The sequence below is a fragment of the Pseudomonas abyssi genome, assembly GCF_002307495.1.
GTDB lineage: Bacteria > Pseudomonadota > Gammaproteobacteria > Pseudomonadales > Pseudomonadaceae > Halopseudomonas > Halopseudomonas abyssi.
On record NZ_NTMR01000020.1, the window covers coordinates 110,974 to 126,649 of the forward strand.

Sequence of the window (15,676 nt, forward strand, 5' to 3'; positions counted from 1 at the left end):
GCCCCGCGCCAGGCGCGGGGCATTTGGAGCTCTCCATGTTTCGTCTTGTTTGCAGCGCAGTGCTCAGCCTGCTTTGCTGCACTGCCGCCCTGGCCGAGCCTGCTCGTCAGCCACCCGTTACCATCGACGGCACCGAGCAATGGCTGATGCACAACGCCGCCGGCACGCCCTATCGAATCATGATCAGCCTGCCAGAGGGCGAGCTGCCCTGGACCGGCGCCCGCTCGGTGCTCTACATACTGGATGCCAATGCCTACTTTCCCGGCTTTCACGCCGCCAAACGGGGGCTGAAAGCCTATCGCCAAAGCATCATCATCGGCATTGCCTATCCCGGCAACGACCCGCTGAACTTTCTGCGTCGCTCCTATGATTTTTCCCCGCCGGCGCCAGCCGATCTGAACGACCCGCCACAGGGTGGCCAGGACGAACTGCTGGACTTTATCGAACAGCAATTGATGCCCGCCGTCGCCGAGCGATTCAGTGTCGACCCGCATCAGCAAAGCCTGTTCGGCCATTCCTTTGGTGGCATGTTTGCGCTCTACACCCTGTTCACCCGCCCCACGCTGTTCGATCACCTGGTAGCCGCCAGCCCCAGTCAGTGGTGGAGTGATCGTTTTCTGCTGCAGCATGAGCGCGCCTTTGTTCATCAGGTCCAGGCTCGGTCAGAGTTGGTGACCCACACTAGCCTGGCGCTGATCACTGCCGAGCGAGACGCACCGGCCACACGCGAAGACGCCCGTGGGCTGGCTGCTCGACTGCAACCTTTGTCGATACACGGACTGCGTGTCAGCGAGCAGGTGATCGAGGGCGAGGACCACATGTCGCTCCCCTACCGCATTCCGTCGCTGGTACTGGAGCAGGTCTTCAGCAATCGACGGCGCTGACAAAATCAGCTCTTGATACTGTATTTACATCCAGTACAATGCGTGCAGCGGCCAGCCGGCCGTGCCCGAAGACATTGCCGACCAGCCAGAGGTGTGTATGGCCGTTGAAATCGTATATCGCAGCAGCAGAGACCCGGAGCGCCTGTTCATGGATAAAGCCCAAGCCGACCGTCATGACAAGATGCTGGAACTGGCCGAGACACTGGCCGAGGTACTGCAAAGCGCTGTGCCCGGTTTGGGCGAGCAGTTGGCCGACGATGTCAGCATCTACATGGCCCGCCACCGCGACATATTCGCCAAGGCCTTCAAGAGCAGCCCAGACGCGCTGGCTGAGCTGACCTCGGACGCCGCCGCCGAGGCCTGAGTCCCGGCGGCGTGATATCAGTACATCCAGAAGTTGGGGTGATCCTGTGGCGCCGGCTGTTGCGGCTTGCTGGCAGGACGCTGAATAAAACGTTTGAGCATGCTCATGCTGTCTCTCCCTTAGAGCGTTGTTGGCATGGGCAAATACTGCCGTTTGCAGCGCATCACGAGAAATCAAATGAGCCAATCGGGCCGATTGGCAAAAGCTGTTGGCGGCAGGCATTAGTCCCAACAGCCCTGTTTACTCTCCAGGCATGACTCCGCAACGCTCCCTGCCATAGCACTTTGACAGCTGACTGCTAGGCTTAGGGCAAGAGCATTAAAACGGCAGCGCGCCTGCCTCAGGGTGGTCTGACGCAACCGTCCCTCGGTCTGGAGCTATCGTCATGAACATGCTGCGCCGCTTTACCATCCTTCAGCGCCTGGTTGCCGTCACCCTGCTGGTGCTGTTGATCGTGCTCGGGCTGGTCACCGCCTTCGCGCTGGATCATCGCCAAACCCTGCTTGATGGCCGCGCGCTGAAGACCCAGCACCTGGTCGAATCCGCGATGGGGGTGATCGAGCATTTCTACCAGCGTCAGCAAAGCGGCGAGCTAACCCAGCAGCAGGCCCAGCAACAGGCTGCTGCCACCTTGCAGTCCCTGCGCTATGGCAGCAATGACTACTTCTGGGTGCATTCCAACGACCTGCAGATGATCATGCACCCTTTCAGCACCCAGCTGGTGGGCAACAGCGTCGCTGACGTCAAAGATCCCAACGGCAAATACCTGTTTCGCGAGATGGTCGACGTGGTCAAGGGGCAGTCGGCCGGTTTTGTCGATTACATGTGGCCCAAACCGGGCGTCACAGACCCGGTGCCCAAGATTTCCTATGTCGCGGGCTTTGCGCCCTGGGGCTGGATACTGGGCTCGGGGATCTATCTGGATGATGTGGCCGAGGCGTTCTGGGCTGACATGCTGCCCAAGTTGAGCCTGGCGGCACTCGGCCTGTTGCTGCTGGTCGCCGTGAACTTGCTCATCGCCCTGAGCGTCAGCCGACCACTGGCTCAGGCGGTTGCGGCGATGCAGGATATCGCTGGCGGCGAGGGCGATCTCTCGCGCCATCTGGACGCCAGGGGCAATGACGAAATCAGCGGCCTCGCCAGGACTTCAATGCGTTCACTGACCGCCTGGCACAGGTGATTGATGACCTGCGCGAGGTGGTCGCACGCAACCGGCGTATTGCGGGCGACGTTGGTATCGCAATGAGCACGGCAGAAGCCTCCTACAACCAGCAGAACAGTGAACTCGACACCATCGCCTCCGCAGTGGAGCAAATGAGCGCGACCTCGGACGAAGTGGCCCAACGCATGTCCGATTCCGCCGACGCCGCCAGACAGGCCAACCGCCACACCGCTGATGGTCGGCAGACGGCCGATGCCACCAGCCGCTCCATGCAGAAGCTGGCCGACGATATCACCCACGCCGGTGAGGCCGTGAGCGAGCTGAACGCACAATCACACACTATCGATTCGGTGCTGGGCGTTATTCGTGCCGTTGCCGAGCAAACCAACCTGCTGGCCCTGAATGCTGCCATTGAAGCAGCACGCGCCGGCGAACAAGGCCGCGGGTTTGCGGTGGTGGCAGATGAAGTGCGCACCCTGGCCAGCCGTACTCAGGCTTCGACCGATGAGATCCGCAGCATTATTGATTCGCTGCAGGCCGGTACCGCCAAAGCGGTCAGCTCGATGGCTGACAGCTATCGACAATCCGAAGACTTGCAACAACAGGTTGAAAACTCGCGCTCGGCGCTGCAATCCATTGCCGGCTCGGTTGACACCATCACCGACATGACCAGTCAGGTTGCCGCCGCCGCAGAGCAACAGTCACGCACCAGTACCGAGATTTCCGCCAGTCTCGGCCAGCTCAGCAACCTTGGGGATCGGGTGCTGCGCGAGCTGCAGGACACCGCGCGCAACACCCAGCAGTTGACTGATGCAGCGCAGCAGCTGGACCAGTTGATCAGTCAATTCAAGACCAGCAGCTCACGCTGAGCGTCCAGCGCGTCTTAGCCGCCCAACGCTACCTGAAACCCATACAGTTGGCGTACCAGGTTACGGTGGCCGGCCAGTCGGAGAAAATGCCGATCACGCCAACATCACGCGCCAGCACGTCAACCACTTCATACATATCGCCGTCGTTGTTGATTGCCTCGCTGATGCTCTGGTAGTACCAGCCACCACCATCAGCCAGTGGCCCCGAGCGCTCCAGTGACCAGGCGATCATGTCCAGACCGGCGGCGCGCGCATTCTCCGCGTATTCCGAGGGCACAATGTCACCGCGTCCATTCAGGGTCAGCATCTTCCAGATGGCGGGTGCCAGCACCTTGACGCCCTGCGTCCTGAGTGACTCCATGTAGGCCAGCGAAGCCGTGTCCGGTGTAATGGGCGATTCATCGAGAAAGACCGCCTGGTCGGCAAAGGCCGGCATCTCGTTTATCCAGAACAGCACATCGTTCAATTGAAAGGACTGCGGCCGGACCTTGCGTGGGCTGACGCCGGCATCCAGATAATCCTGCAACATCTGACGCGCGTAATCCTGCTGGCTGTAGTCGCCCTCATAAGGCATCTGCACAACCGGCGTTTTCAGCTCGGGCGTCATGTGCACGCCAAGGCGTTTGAACAGTTCGATGCTGTCCTGGTGGGTCATCAGTGTGCCGCGGCTGGCATACAGGTCGGTGCGCCAGTCGGCCGTGCCCTGCACATATTGTTCAGGAGTTGTCGCATCCGGATTGAAGGCGTCCATCTTGCCTTCCAGTTGTTTGAACTCGGCCAGGGTAATATCGCTGGTGCGGCACTCGGCCTGTGCCTGGGTACCGGTCGCGGGGTCAGCGGGCACAAAGGGTTGCGTGCACTTGGCGTTGAGCTCGGGAATGGTAACGATGTTGGTGGTGGTATGCAGGTCATTCTGGGCGTGTCGACATACCAGCTCCCGATCCTTGGTGAAGGCGACGTCACACTCCAGAATCCCTGCGCCCATGCGCGCTGCTGCAATATAGGACTCGCGGGTGTGCTCCGGGAACTGCAGCGGCGCGCCGCGATGGCCAATAGAGAAGCGCGAGGAGCGCGGCTTGTTCACATCACAGCGCTGCAGGCGGCGCTTGAGGTGGCTGTCGTCCATGTCATCAACCAGCCACTGCGGCCGTGGGCCAAGTTGAACGGACTGGTGGCCACGTTCGTGGCGATGCTCGCCACGGCGGTCATCGCGCTCATATCCGCGCTCGGGCCCGCCAGCAAACGCAGGAAAACTCAAGGCGCTCGCCGCACCGGCGAGCAACAACGACAAGGTCAATGCAGAGGGTGTCATATCAGGCTCCGTCTGAGTCATGGGAGTACCACGCTGCCAGCCTCACCCGGCGCTCGTGACAGTCTGGTGAAGCGCAGGCGACCAGCCCCTTGCGTGTGACAAAGGTCGCACATTGACACATTCAACGTAACTTTTTGTACCCGGGTCGTGGCAGTTCGCCGAATAGCGATACAATCCGCGCGCCCGTTTCAGCGGGTTTCGCTCATTCATATCCCTGCCGCAATCCGGTCCGACGCCGTGGCGCCCCGACCCGTTTGCAAGGAGCCAGCTCATGTACAGGATGTTTGCCACCGTTGCACTGGTCTTCGCTGCGACCCAGGCGCAAGCCAAGGTCGATGCAGCCCAAGCTGAACGCCTTGGACGCGATCTCACCCCACTCGGCGCCGAACAGGCAGCCAATGCCGACGGCAGCATTCCCGCATGGACCGGCGGTGTTACCCCGCCGCCGGGCTATCAACCCGGCATGCACCACCCTGACCCCTACGCTCAAGACCGGGAGCTCTACCGCGTTGATGTCAGCAACCTGGCGCAATATCAGCACCAGTTGCCCGCCGGCCTGGCCGACCTGCTGACTCGCCACGCCGACTACCATCTGCGGGTATTTCCCAGCCGCCGCAGTGTGTCGAATCCGCAGCGGATCTACCGCGCCACCCGCGAAAATGCCACCCGTGCAGAGCTGATCGCCAACGGCAACGGTATTCGCGGCGCTGCTGCGGGCATTCCCTTCCCGATTCCGCAGGAGGGCATGGAGGTCATCTGGAACCATATCCTGCATTACAAGGGCGAAAACACCCACTTCATCAACAACCAGGCTGTGGTCATCAACGGCAACAGCAACCTGATCAAGCGTGATCGAGCGATCTACTACGTTTACAACCGCGAAGGCATGACCACCGCCGAGCTTGACAATACCCTGCTCTACTACAAGTACGTGGTTACTGCGCCGGCTAAGCTGGCAGGTACCGCCCTGGTGATCCAGGACCCTCTGGATCAGGTGCTCACCACACGCCGTGCCTGGCGTTACAGCCCGGATAGCCGTCGAGTGCGTCGCCTGCCGCTGCTCGCCTATGACTCGGTACAACCCGACACCAGTGATCTGGCCACTGCCGACGTAGTTGACTCATTCAATGGCGCGCCGGACCGCTATGACTGGACCCTGGTTGGCAAGCAGGAAATGCTGGTGCCCTACAACAGCTATGCTGTGCACCAGAAAGGTATCTCCTACGACCAGATCGTATTGCCGCGCACCCTCAACCCCGAGCTGCTGCGCTATGAGCTGCACCGGGTATGGATTGTCGAGGCGGCCTTGCGCACCGGTTACAGCCACCCCTATGCTGCCCGCCGCTTCTATATCGATGAGGACAGTTGGCAGATTCTGGCAGTGGATTTGCGCGACAAGGATGGTGAGTTGATCGGGCTGCAGGAAAGTCACCCGATCAATTATTACGACGTGCCGATGTTCGGCAGCACGCTGGAAACCCTGTACCACCTGCAGGACAACAACTATTTCGTCGACGGGCTGGACAACAACGAGCCGATGTACGACTTCGACGCCAACCTGACTCCGCGCGACTTCTCGCCTCAGGCCCTGCGCCGCTCGGGGAGCTGAGCAGATGCCGGCAGGTACGCAATGTACCTGCCGGTCGCCCCACTCGATCGGCACGCGCGGGGTTGGCTACCTGGCGTTCAGCAAGCCAGCGGTAGTGCGGCAGACGTTCTCCGCGCCCTGATGAATTTCCTGCATGATCGAGCTGACCTGCCGCGTACGCTCGCTCCCCTCCTCTGCGGTCACGCTGACAGAATCGATGGTCTCGGTTACCTTGCGCGTCAACTCGCGGTTGCGCTGTACCACCTCGGCAATTTGTGATGTCGACTTGCTGGTACGCGCCGCTAGCTGCCGCACTTCATCTGCCACCACGGCGAAGCCCCGCCCCTGATCACCAGCCCGTGCCGCCTCGATAGCCGCGTTGAGGGCAAGCAGGTTGGTCTGGTCGGCAATCGCTGAGATGGTCGCGACAATTTCCTCGATATTCTTGGACTGGGCGTTGAGCTGCGCAATCAGGGCGGTCGCGTCGGCCACCTGGGCGGCGATCTGAACGGAGGTATCTACCGCCGCCTGTAAGGACGACATCCCTTGCTCCGCGATAGCAGCCGTTTCTTCTGAGGTGCTGCTGGCCACTTCCGCCGCCTGCCGCACTGCCTGGTTCTGCTCTACCCGCTCAGTAATATCACTGGCAAATTTCACCACTTTGGTGACCTTGCCTTGCTCGTCAAAGATCGGGTTATAGGTCGCCTCAAGCCAAATAATCCGGCCTTGGCTGTCGAGGCGATCAAATTGCCCGGCCTTGAACTCACCGCGCCCCAGTTCAAGCCAGAAGTTCGGGTTCTGCTGATAAAGGTGTCGGTACAGAAAATGCGGTGGTGCTTGCCCTTGATCTGCGGCAACGAGTAGCCGACAGCGGCCAGGAAATTGCTGTTGGCGGTGATGATCTCGCCCTGCGGAGTGAACTCGATCACCGCAAGCGATTTGTTCAGCGCCGTCGTCTGCGCTTGCTGATCCAGCCCGGCACGGCGCTCGGCAGACACATCGGAGGCCAGCATCACTACCTTGGATACTCTGCCGTCAGCGTCCGGTACCGGAACGTAGGTGGCCTCCAGCCACAGGCCTCGACCATCTGCCCGCAAACGACGATAGGTGCCTGCGCACGCCTGTCCCTGCGCCAGAGCGGCCCAGAACTGACGCTGTGTGGCGCCGTCATCCTGATCGCACAGTTGGCTGTGAAGCTGCCCCACCAGCCGCTCGCGGGGGTAACCCAATAGCGCGAGCATGGGACCGTTGGCGTCGGTTATGTGCCCGTCAGGCGTGCATTCGAGGCAGGCCATGTGGGTTTTCAACGCTGTGATTTGAGCTTTCTGCTCGGCCAGGTCACGTCCCTGCGACTTATACATATCTTTCAATTTGTTATTGAACGTATAAGCGCGCTCTTGAGTGTAGGCAAAGGCACGGTGCCATCATGTGGTGACTGCATCCCGCCGGATACAGTACAAAAGTCCTATTTGTTTCAAATTATGTGGCGCACAGCATGCTTTATTTCAAAGCGCGATCACAGGGTTCTGCAGCCATATAAAATGGCAATTACAGACACCTGCAAGGTCAATTGCAAGGCGATATAGCGCGACTGCCACCGCATTGCGGGGCGGCAGTCCACCAAGCTATAGCAGATTGTTGGCGATCAGGCAGGTTTTAAGTGCGGCTTCAGGATGTCATACAGCGCGGGACGATTGGCCTTGATCTCGTCGGTGCCGAGCCCCTCAAGAGAATGCGGGTATTTTAGCCAGGCATCGGTGCTGTGAAGATAGAAATGCGGTTCCCAGTCGAGCTCATTGCGACCGGGTTTGTAGTAAGGCACGGCTACGCGAATGTCGTGCGGCGTATTCAGGCGCGCCTTGTTCTTCAACTCCTGGATAATCGCTTCAACCGAGCGACCGGTGTCAAATACGTCATCCACGATCAGCAGCGAATCCTCGTGAGTCACGTGCTTGACCAGGTAGTTCAGGCCGTGCACACGCACCTCTTTTTCCTGCTGATCAATACCGTGGTAGGAGGAAGTACGAATCGCGATGTTATCGGTGTGCACACCGTGATAGTCGAGAAACTCCTGCACTGCGATACCCATCGGCACGCCGCCACGCCAGACCGCAATCATGAAGGTGGGGCGAAAGTCTGAATTGAGTATCTGTGCCGCCAGCTTGAAGGCATCTTCGAGCAAGCTTTGTGCACTCAGGTATTGTTTCTCGGCCATAAGAACGTAAGCTTCTCCGCAAGCGTCACCAAAGCGCGCAATGATCACACCAGAGAGAGTAGCCTGGCAAGCCATGAACCCATCAGACACCCTTCAACAACGTCCGCGCAACCGCCGTTTTCTGGACGAGAACCAACTCATTGAAGATGCCTTCCGGCTTGGCGTGCAGATTTTCGAGAGTGGTTTTCGCCCCAATTTCATTGTCGGCCTCTGGCGCGGAGGCAGCACCGTCGGTATCTATGTGCAAGAGTGCCTGCAAACCCTCGGCGTCAAAACCGATCACATTGCGCTGCGCACGTCCTACCGTGGCATGGAGCACTACGATGCAATGGTGGCGGCACCCGAGGCCGAGATCCGCGTGCATGGCACCCACTATCTGCTGGACAACCTCAATCAGGATGATCGCCTGCTGATCGTTGACGACGCCTTCGGTACCGGCCATAGCGTACAGGCCGTGCTTGGCAAGCTGAATGCGCAGCTCAAGCGCAACATGCCGCTGGATACCCGCATCGCCACCCTGTACAAGCGGGCCGGCGCTGCCAAGACGGCAGTGCAACCAGACTTCTGCCTGCACACGACTGAAGACTGGCTGGTCTTTCCCTATGAAATGAACGGACTCACTCGCAGCGAAATCGACAGCCACAAGCCTTATCTCAGCCCGATACTCGATTCAGTTAAAAACCGGGAATAACGAGCGAATCGCCCATTCGGGTGACCAGCCTCGACGCCAGTCGCTGACAGGGCTACTCTGACCGAGCACCCTATCATCATAAAGAAAAATAAAAATGATACGTCGACGGCTACTACGGCAGCGCTGGCTTTGGCCTGCGCTCTGCGCTGCGATCACCTTGCTGGCTGCCCCTGTTGTCTGCGCGGAACAGACATTGCGGGAACTGCGCGCCGGATATATCCACTTCCCACCCATTGCCTATACCGATGACAACGGCAACGCGCAGGGTACGATCATCGATTTAACCAACGAACTGGCAGCGATGAGCGGTTACCGCGTCAAGTGGGTCAACTATCCGATCAATCGTATCTACCGCACGCTGAACACGGGCGATATCGACTTGTGGCCCGGTTCACCCAATGTGCCTGCGCTTGAAGGCTTTACGGTAGAAAGCCAGCCGCTCGGCATCAGCGTCAAACTCTGTGCCTTTGCGCTGACGCGCTCTCCTGCCGTCCACTCCCTAACCGATCTGCAGGACCGCTCACTCATCACCATACGGGGTTACACCTACCGTGAGCAGCTCAGAACCTTGTTCTCGAGCAACAGCCGAACCCCGATCGTCGCGCCCAACAACCACGCAGCCATGCAGCTGCTGCTGCGTGGGCGCGCCGACTACCTGATCAGCTACGGCCATCCGATGCAGGAGGCTATGGGCGACTACGCCCTGCAGGGCACCCGCTGTCACAAGCTGGATGAGTGGCCGCTGGTATACGTGATTTCCCGCAAAAACCCGCATGCCCGCCAGATTGCTGAACAGTTTGACCAGGCATTTCAGGCCTACCGTCAGCCTGATGCCGCACCCCAGCCGCTGCGCGGTTACCCGCAGAGCTTCGCCACTACACCTTGAGCCAGCATTCCAGGTTATCGCGCCGGCCTACTTGATAGGTGTGCTGGACCGGCAGCGCATCAGCCAGGCCAAGGCGCTTGAGCTCGACGGTCAAGGCCTGCTGTTTGTCAGCGGATTGTGCCTGCATGACCGCGCTGGCGCGTTGCAGCAGGTATAGCAAATAGGGTTCAACGCCCACCTCGATATCCGCACCGCGAAACCGGGTCTGCACCATACCGACCTGCCGTATCTGCGGCCGTTCACTGACGGGGCTGCCATCTACTGGCTGGTGCTCATCAAGCCAGGCCTGCACAAACGCCAGCTTGTCGGTCAGCTCGGGGAATATCTCATCAGCGATGTGCCGCAACACGGCTTCCAGCGTTGCTGGCAGTGTGTCATCGGCAAAAAAGGCAGGTGCGTGCTGCGAATACTCGACCACATCCAGCCCCGGAGCGGTCATGCGCTCCACCCACCGATGCACCCGTGGAGCCCGTTGCTGCATGACGGCCAGCGGAACCGGGTCGCGCCCGAGATGCGCAAACATCGGCGCAATAAGGCCGTAGTCGGCAATCGATGGGCGCCACCCGAGCAGGTATGGCACCTGTGTAAAGTGTGCTTCGAGCAACGCCAGCAACTCATGGTAGGAACGCTCGATCAGCGGAATGCTCGCCTGGTTGACGCCCAGGCGGGGCAAATAGCTGTTCATCCGCCCCATGATCTTGTCAGCCATGTCGGCACCAGAGCCCAGGGTAAAGGCGCAGCGCAAAAAAGCCTCCTGCTCGGCCCGATACGACCAGCGGTAGTGCATGGCATGCTTGAGCATCGCCTGACAGCCGTAGTACTCGATAATGACAGCCACAATGTGCTGCAGGGGCGTTGACGGATACACCGGAAAAGGCACGCCCTGTGCTTCCAGGTGGTCGATGATATCGATGCTGTCCTGGATTACCTGGCCTTCAGGGGTTTCCAGCACCGGTATGATCCCGCGTCCGATCCGCGGCAGGATGCGCTCGGCAAAATCAGGATGCCAGGTGGGCACTTCTCGATAATCGATCCCCTGATTGCGCAGGTAGCAACGGACCTTGCCGGTGTACAGGGAGTGGGAGGCGCCATACAGGCGATAGGGTGCAGCGGTCATCAAAAGCCCCGGGAGTTGTTGTTATCAAGGGGTTTGATACTGCCAGCCGAGCCGTTGTCGAGACAAGCACCAAACTTGTCTCGACTGCGGCATCCCCTGCGCCGCCGGGGATGCCGCTGACCGACTCAGGCTGCGATCGGGCTCCGCCAGTCGTCGGAGCCTGAGGTGCCAGAGACCTCGTGGGTCCAGACAATCTTGCGGTAGGTGAAGTAAACGTCTTCCAGATGCGTAAAGTGCGCCATGCCCGGGTCCTGACAATTGGGCATATGCGATTGCACATCCACGATGATGGCGTCCTGTAGCTCAATGGTGAAGTAATGCTCCTGGGTACCTGTCGCCGAGGTGCGATACCACTCCAGGCGACAACGCGACAGGCGCTCGCCCGAGGTCAAGGCGTTGAAGATCAGCGGTGAGGACTTGTCGAATACCTTGGTAATCATCAGCGGCTTGTGGACGCGCTGGCCGGTCGGCTGACCGGATTGCGGATCTCGGGGAATGATCACCTGATGATCAAAGCCCTGCACCAGGACCTGATCTTCATGACCTTCCTGAAAGATATTGCCGACCGAGTCCTCGGTGAAGGTGCCGGCGGTAATCAGGCCCTGTTTGGTGCCTTCAATGGTGAGATAGGCGGGAGTTGGCATGCTTGCTCCTTGCTAGCGTGGGTTGCCGGGTGAGTCCGGTTCCAATCAACTACAAGGCGCATGCCAAACCAGAACGTCTTCTTTTAAAACAAGCGGATAGAAAGGAAACCTGACAACAGAGTCAGCATTATTCATGCCTGCAACACTGCCGGATAGCGCAGCTTTCACCACCCTTTGCGCAAGTCTTTGCCTTGTGCAGCCCTCAGTGCCCGCTAGCCGTACCGACCGTCTGACGCAGACAGAGCGCCACCAGCAAGGCGGCGCCCAACATGATCACCACGCCAATCAAGGCGTTGGCGTGCAGCGCCAGGGTAAAGCTGCTGTTGACCGCGGCGTGAACCTGATCCAGTTGCGCCGATGGCAGATGCGACAACACGCCCATGGCACCGCCAATGGTATCGCTGGCTACCGCCAGCTGATGGCTGTCGAGCACGCCGTCCAGCTGTTGCTCCATGCTGCGGCGGTACAGAGTGGCGCCAACGCTACCGATTACCGCAATACCCATCGCCATCCCCAGTTCGGTGGCGGTTTCAGAGGTGGCAGCGGCCGCGCCGGTTTTCTCGGGCGGGGCCGACCCGATCACCAGGTCCGTCCCCATGATCATCATCGGCATCACCCCAACGCCCAACAGCACACTGGCTGTCACCATCAATGCCAGGCTGCTGTCAGCATGAATGAGCAACATCAGTGCCAGTCCACCGGCTGCCAGCAGCAGTCCGCCGCTGATCAGGCGGGTTGGCGCGAGCCAGCGCGAGAGCCTTGGCACCAGCAATGACGCCGCCGTCTGCAATACAGCAGCAGGCAGCATCACCAAGCCGGCGTGCAACGCACTGAGGCCGGTCACGCCCTGCAGAAACTGGAAAATCATCAGCCAGCTGCCGGAGAGCGCCAGGATGCACAGCAGCATTGCTGCCACAGAAACGCTGAAGCTGGGTTTGTTGAACAGCGTCAGATCAAACATCGGCTCGGCCAGGCGCCGCTGCCGCCGGATAAACAGCGTACCGGTGACCAATGCTGCAATCAGGCTAAACACGGCTAACAGGTTAATGCCGTCCCGCGCGCCGTCCTTGATCGCGAAAATCAATAGCAACACCGCACTGATGCACAACAGTGCACTGGCCACATCAAGCTTGCCGGCGTTCGGATCACGGGATTCGGGCAGCAGCCACGGCCCCACCAGCAACAGCAAGACCATCACCGGCACTGCCAGCAGAAACACCGAGCCCCACCAGAACAGCGCCAGCATCAGGCCACCAACCAGCGGGCCAATGGCGCTGCCGACGATAAATCCGGTCATCCAGATGGTGATGGCGAGCGTACGCTCATGCTCGACGTGAAACAGGTTGCGAATCAACGCCAGGGTCGAGGGCATCAGCGTGGCACCGGCGATACCCAGCAACGCCCGAGTGATGATCAGCATCAGTGCAGAGTCGGCAAAGGCCGCTGCAATGGAGGCTAGGCCAAAGGCACAGGCGCCAATCAGCAGCAGGCGCCGGCGACCGATACGGTCACCCAGAGTCCCCATGGTGATCAGAAAGCCCGCTACCATAAAGCCGTAGATGTCCAGTATCCACAGCAGCTCCGCGCTGGACGGCTCAAGGTCAGCACTCAGCCGCGGCGCCGCCAGATGCAGCACCGTCATATCCAGCGCGAGCAGCAGCGTCGGCAGCACCAGAACGGCCAGGCCGAGCCATTCACGGCGGCCGGCACGGGGAGTCAGAGAGGAAGACGGGCGGGAGATGTTGGGCATGGAGGCTCCTTGCAAGCGGCTCTTATACGCCTGCGCGCCAGCACCAACAAGATACAGTTGTGACCGCAAATGTCGGTACAGCCGCCCGCTCAGACGTGTTCAAGCCTCCCCCCGGCGCGCCCCATCTGCTATCATCCCTGCCCTTTCACGTTCAACCGCAAAGTACCCCGGAAGCCCATGTCCGATATAGCCGCGACTCGTCAGATCCTCGTTACCAGCGCCCTGCCCTATGCCAACGGTTCAATCCACCTTGGGCACATGCTGGAGTACATCCAGACCGATATCTGGGTTCGCTTCCAGAAGCTGCGCGGCCACCAGGCCGTGTATGTCTGCGCTGACGACGCCCACGGCTCGGCCATCATGTTGCGTGCCGAGAAGGAAGGCCTTACCTCCGAACAGCTGATCGCCAATGTGCATGCCGAGCATTCCAGCGATTTTGCCGACTTTCTGGTCAACTTCGATAACTTTTACTCCACGCACTCGGAAGAAAACCGCGAGCTGTCGGAGCTGATCTACACCCGACTGAAAGAGGCTGGCCACATCAGCACCCGCTCGGTCACCCAGTACTTTGACCCGGAAAAGGGCATGTTCCTGGCCGACCGTTTCATCAAGGGTACCTGCCCGAAATGCGCGGCAGAGGACCAGTACGGCGACAACTGCGAAAAATGCGGCGCCACCTACGAGCCGACCGAACTGAAAGACCCGCGCTCGGCCATCTCCGGCGCCACGCCGGTACTCAAGGAATCCAAGCACTTCTTCTTCCGTCTGCAGGATTTTGCCGAGATGCTGCAGCAGTGGACGCGCAGCGGTGCCCTGCAGGACGCCGTGGCCAACAAGATTGCCGAATGGCTGGACAGCGGCCTGCAGGAGTGGGATATCAGCCGTGATGCGCCCTACTTCGGCTTCGAGATTCCTGGCGAGCCGGGCAAGTACTTCTATGTCTGGCTGGATGCCCCTATCGGCTACATGGCCAGCTTCAAGAACCTGTGCAGCCGCCGCCCCGAGCTGAGTTTTGATGCCTTCTGGAATGCCGACTCCAGCGCCGAGCTGTATCACTTCATCGGCAAGGACATCGTCAACTTCCACACCCTGTTCTGGCCGGCGATGCTGGAAGGCGCCGGTTTCCGCAAGCCGACCGCCGTCAATGTGCATGGCTACCTGACCGTGAACGGCCAGAAGATGTCCAAGTCCCGCGGCACCTTTATCAAGGCGCGCACCTATCTGGATCATCTGAACCCCGAGTACCTGCGTTACTACTACGCGGCCAAGCTGGGTCGGGGCGTGGAAGATCTGGACCTGAACCTGGAAGACTTCGTGCAGAAGGTCAACTCTGACCTGGTTGGCAAGGTGGTCAACATCGCCAGCCGCTGCGCGGGCTTTATTCACAAAGGCAACGGCGGCGTCATGGTCGAGGCCAACCCGGCGCCGGAGCTGAGCAGCGCCTTTACCGCCGCCGCCCCAAGCATTGCCGACGCCTACGAGAAGCGCGACTTTTCCCGCGCCATGCGTGAAATCATGGCGCTGGCTGACAAGGCCAACGCCTGGATTGCCGACAAGGCGCCCTGGGCGCTGAACAAGCAGGACGGCAAACAGGACGAGGTGCAGGCCATCTGCGCCCTGGGCATCAACCTGTTCCGCCAGCTGGTGATCTTCCTAAAGCCGGTTTTGCCGACGCTGGCGGCCGACGCAGAGGCCTTCCTCAATGTTGCGCCACTGCGCTGGGACGACCACACCCAGCTGTTGGCCAACCACCAGCTCAACGCCTTCAAGCCGCTGCTGGCCCGTATCGAGCCGGCGAAGATCGACGCCATGGTCGATGCTTCCAAAGAAGACCTCGCCGCCGCCAACAGCACAGCGCCAGCCGGCAACGGCGAGCTGGTCAAAGAGCCGCTGGCCGCTGAGATCAACTTTGATGCCTTTGCCGCTGTCGATCTGCGTGTCGCATTGATCGAGAAATGTGAATTTGTTGAAGGCGCCGACAAGCTGCTGCGCCTTAGCCTGGATATTGGCGACGCCAAGCGTAACGTTTTCTCCGGCATCAAGAGCGCCTACCCGGACCCGAGCAAGCTGGAGGGCCGACTGACCCTGTACGTCGCCAATCTGGCGCCGCGCAAGATGAAGTTCGGTGTGTCCGAAGGCATGGTGCTGGCGGCCGGCCCCGGCGGTGAAGAGATTTTCCTGCTGAGCCCCGATC

At 60.1% G+C, this 15,676-nt stretch carries 13 protein-coding genes and 3 pseudogenes; 8 read left to right on the plus strand and 8 right to left on the minus strand.

Annotated features, from left to right (window positions below; all coding sequences use genetic code 11):
* Positions 1–35: 35 nt before the first annotated feature.
* From CNQ84_RS15375 to CNQ84_RS15390, 4 genes are all read left to right on the plus strand, one after another.
* A complete protein-coding gene (locus tag CNQ84_RS15375; protein WP_096005712.1) occupies positions 36–884 on the plus strand; it encodes an alpha/beta hydrolase in 849 nt (282 codons plus the stop codon).
* A gap of 97 nt (positions 885–981) precedes the next feature.
* Positions 982–1,248: a YebG family protein gene (locus CNQ84_RS15380; RefSeq protein ID WP_096005713.1), complete on the plus strand. Its 267-nt coding sequence runs from the start codon at positions 982–984 to the stop codon at positions 1,246–1,248.
* A gap of 385 nt (positions 1,249–1,633) precedes the next feature.
* Positions 1,634–2,428 carry a cache domain-containing protein gene (locus tag CNQ84_RS15385; RefSeq protein ID WP_096005714.1) on the plus strand — a complete coding sequence of 265 codons (795 nt, stop codon included), beginning with the start codon at positions 1,634–1,636 and terminating at the stop codon, positions 2,426–2,428.
* A 167-nt stretch (positions 2,429–2,595) separates the two neighbouring features.
* A complete protein-coding gene (locus CNQ84_RS15390) occupies positions 2,596–3,279 on the plus strand; it encodes a methyl-accepting chemotaxis protein (protein ID WP_425439976.1) in 684 nt (227 codons plus the stop codon).
* A 28-nt stretch (positions 3,280–3,307) separates the two neighbouring features.
* On the opposite strand, the gene CNQ84_RS15395 is transcribed toward CNQ84_RS15390, so the two are convergent.
* On the minus strand, positions 3,308–4,591 hold the full coding sequence (locus tag CNQ84_RS15395) for a glycerophosphodiester phosphodiesterase family protein (protein ID WP_096005716.1): 1,284 nt from the start codon (positions 4,589–4,591) through the stop codon (positions 3,308–3,310).
* 271 nt (positions 4,592–4,862) lie between these two features.
* On the opposite strand from CNQ84_RS15395, the gene CNQ84_RS15400 reads away from it, so the two are divergent.
* Positions 4,863–6,200, plus strand: coding sequence for a DUF1329 domain-containing protein (locus CNQ84_RS15400; protein WP_096005717.1), 1,338 nt, complete (start codon positions 4,863–4,865; stop codon positions 6,198–6,200).
* 66 nt (positions 6,201–6,266) lie between these two features.
* Here the strand turns inward: CNQ84_RS15400 and CNQ84_RS21150 are convergent.
* From CNQ84_RS21150 to CNQ84_RS15410, 4 genes and pseudogenes are all read right to left on the minus strand, one after another.
* Positions 6,267–6,632: pseudogene (locus CNQ84_RS21150) on the minus strand (methyl-accepting chemotaxis protein); the annotation flags it as partial.
* 216 nt (positions 6,633–6,848) lie between these two features.
* Positions 6,849–7,205 (minus strand): annotated as a pseudogene (locus CNQ84_RS21155) (PAS domain-containing protein); the annotation flags it as partial.
* A gap of 11 nt (positions 7,206–7,216) precedes the next feature.
* Positions 7,217–7,540 (minus strand): annotated as a pseudogene (locus tag CNQ84_RS21160) (PAS domain-containing protein); the annotation flags it as partial.
* Positions 7,541–7,824: 284 nt separating this feature from the next.
* Positions 7,825–8,394: a phosphoribosyltransferase gene (locus tag CNQ84_RS15410; RefSeq protein WP_096005718.1), complete on the minus strand. Its 570-nt coding sequence runs from the start codon at positions 8,392–8,394 to the stop codon at positions 7,825–7,827.
* A gap of 73 nt (positions 8,395–8,467) precedes the next feature.
* On the opposite strand from CNQ84_RS15410, the gene CNQ84_RS15415 reads away from it, so the two are divergent.
* Both CNQ84_RS15415 and CNQ84_RS15420 read left to right on the plus strand, forming a co-directional pair.
* On the plus strand, positions 8,468–9,085 hold the full coding sequence (locus tag CNQ84_RS15415) for a phosphoribosyltransferase (protein ID WP_096005719.1): 618 nt from the start codon (positions 8,468–8,470) through the stop codon (positions 9,083–9,085).
* Between the two features lie 193 nt (positions 9,086–9,278).
* Positions 9,279–9,971 (plus strand): substrate-binding periplasmic protein, encoded by a 693-nt coding sequence (locus tag CNQ84_RS15420; protein ID WP_165771309.1) that lies wholly within the window; start codon positions 9,279–9,281, stop codon positions 9,969–9,971.
* Here the strand turns inward: CNQ84_RS15420 and CNQ84_RS15425 are convergent.
* The 3 genes from CNQ84_RS15425 to CNQ84_RS15435 all read right to left on the minus strand — a co-directional run bounded on the left by CNQ84_RS15425 (position 9,961) and on the right by CNQ84_RS15435 (position 13,482).
* The gene (locus CNQ84_RS15425) at positions 9,961–11,088 is read right to left on the minus strand and encodes a glutathione S-transferase family protein (protein ID WP_096005721.1); all 1,128 of its coding nucleotides are present in this window, start codon (positions 11,086–11,088) and stop codon (positions 9,961–9,963) included. The genes CNQ84_RS15420 and CNQ84_RS15425 overlap by 11 nt on opposite strands.
* Before the next feature lie 125 nt (positions 11,089–11,213).
* A complete protein-coding gene (locus CNQ84_RS15430; protein WP_083726312.1) occupies positions 11,214–11,732 on the minus strand; it encodes an Hcp family type VI secretion system effector in 519 nt (172 codons plus the stop codon).
* Positions 11,733–11,934: 202 nt separating this feature from the next.
* Positions 11,935–13,482 (minus strand): MFS transporter, encoded by a 1,548-nt coding sequence (locus CNQ84_RS15435; protein ID WP_096005722.1) that lies wholly within the window; start codon positions 13,480–13,482, stop codon positions 11,935–11,937.
* A gap of 177 nt (positions 13,483–13,659) precedes the next feature.
* On the opposite strand from CNQ84_RS15435, the gene metG reads away from it, so the two are divergent.
* On the plus strand, positions 13,660–15,676 hold a 2,017-nt coding region (gene metG, locus CNQ84_RS15440), incomplete at its 3' end, for a methionine--tRNA ligase (protein ID WP_425439974.1).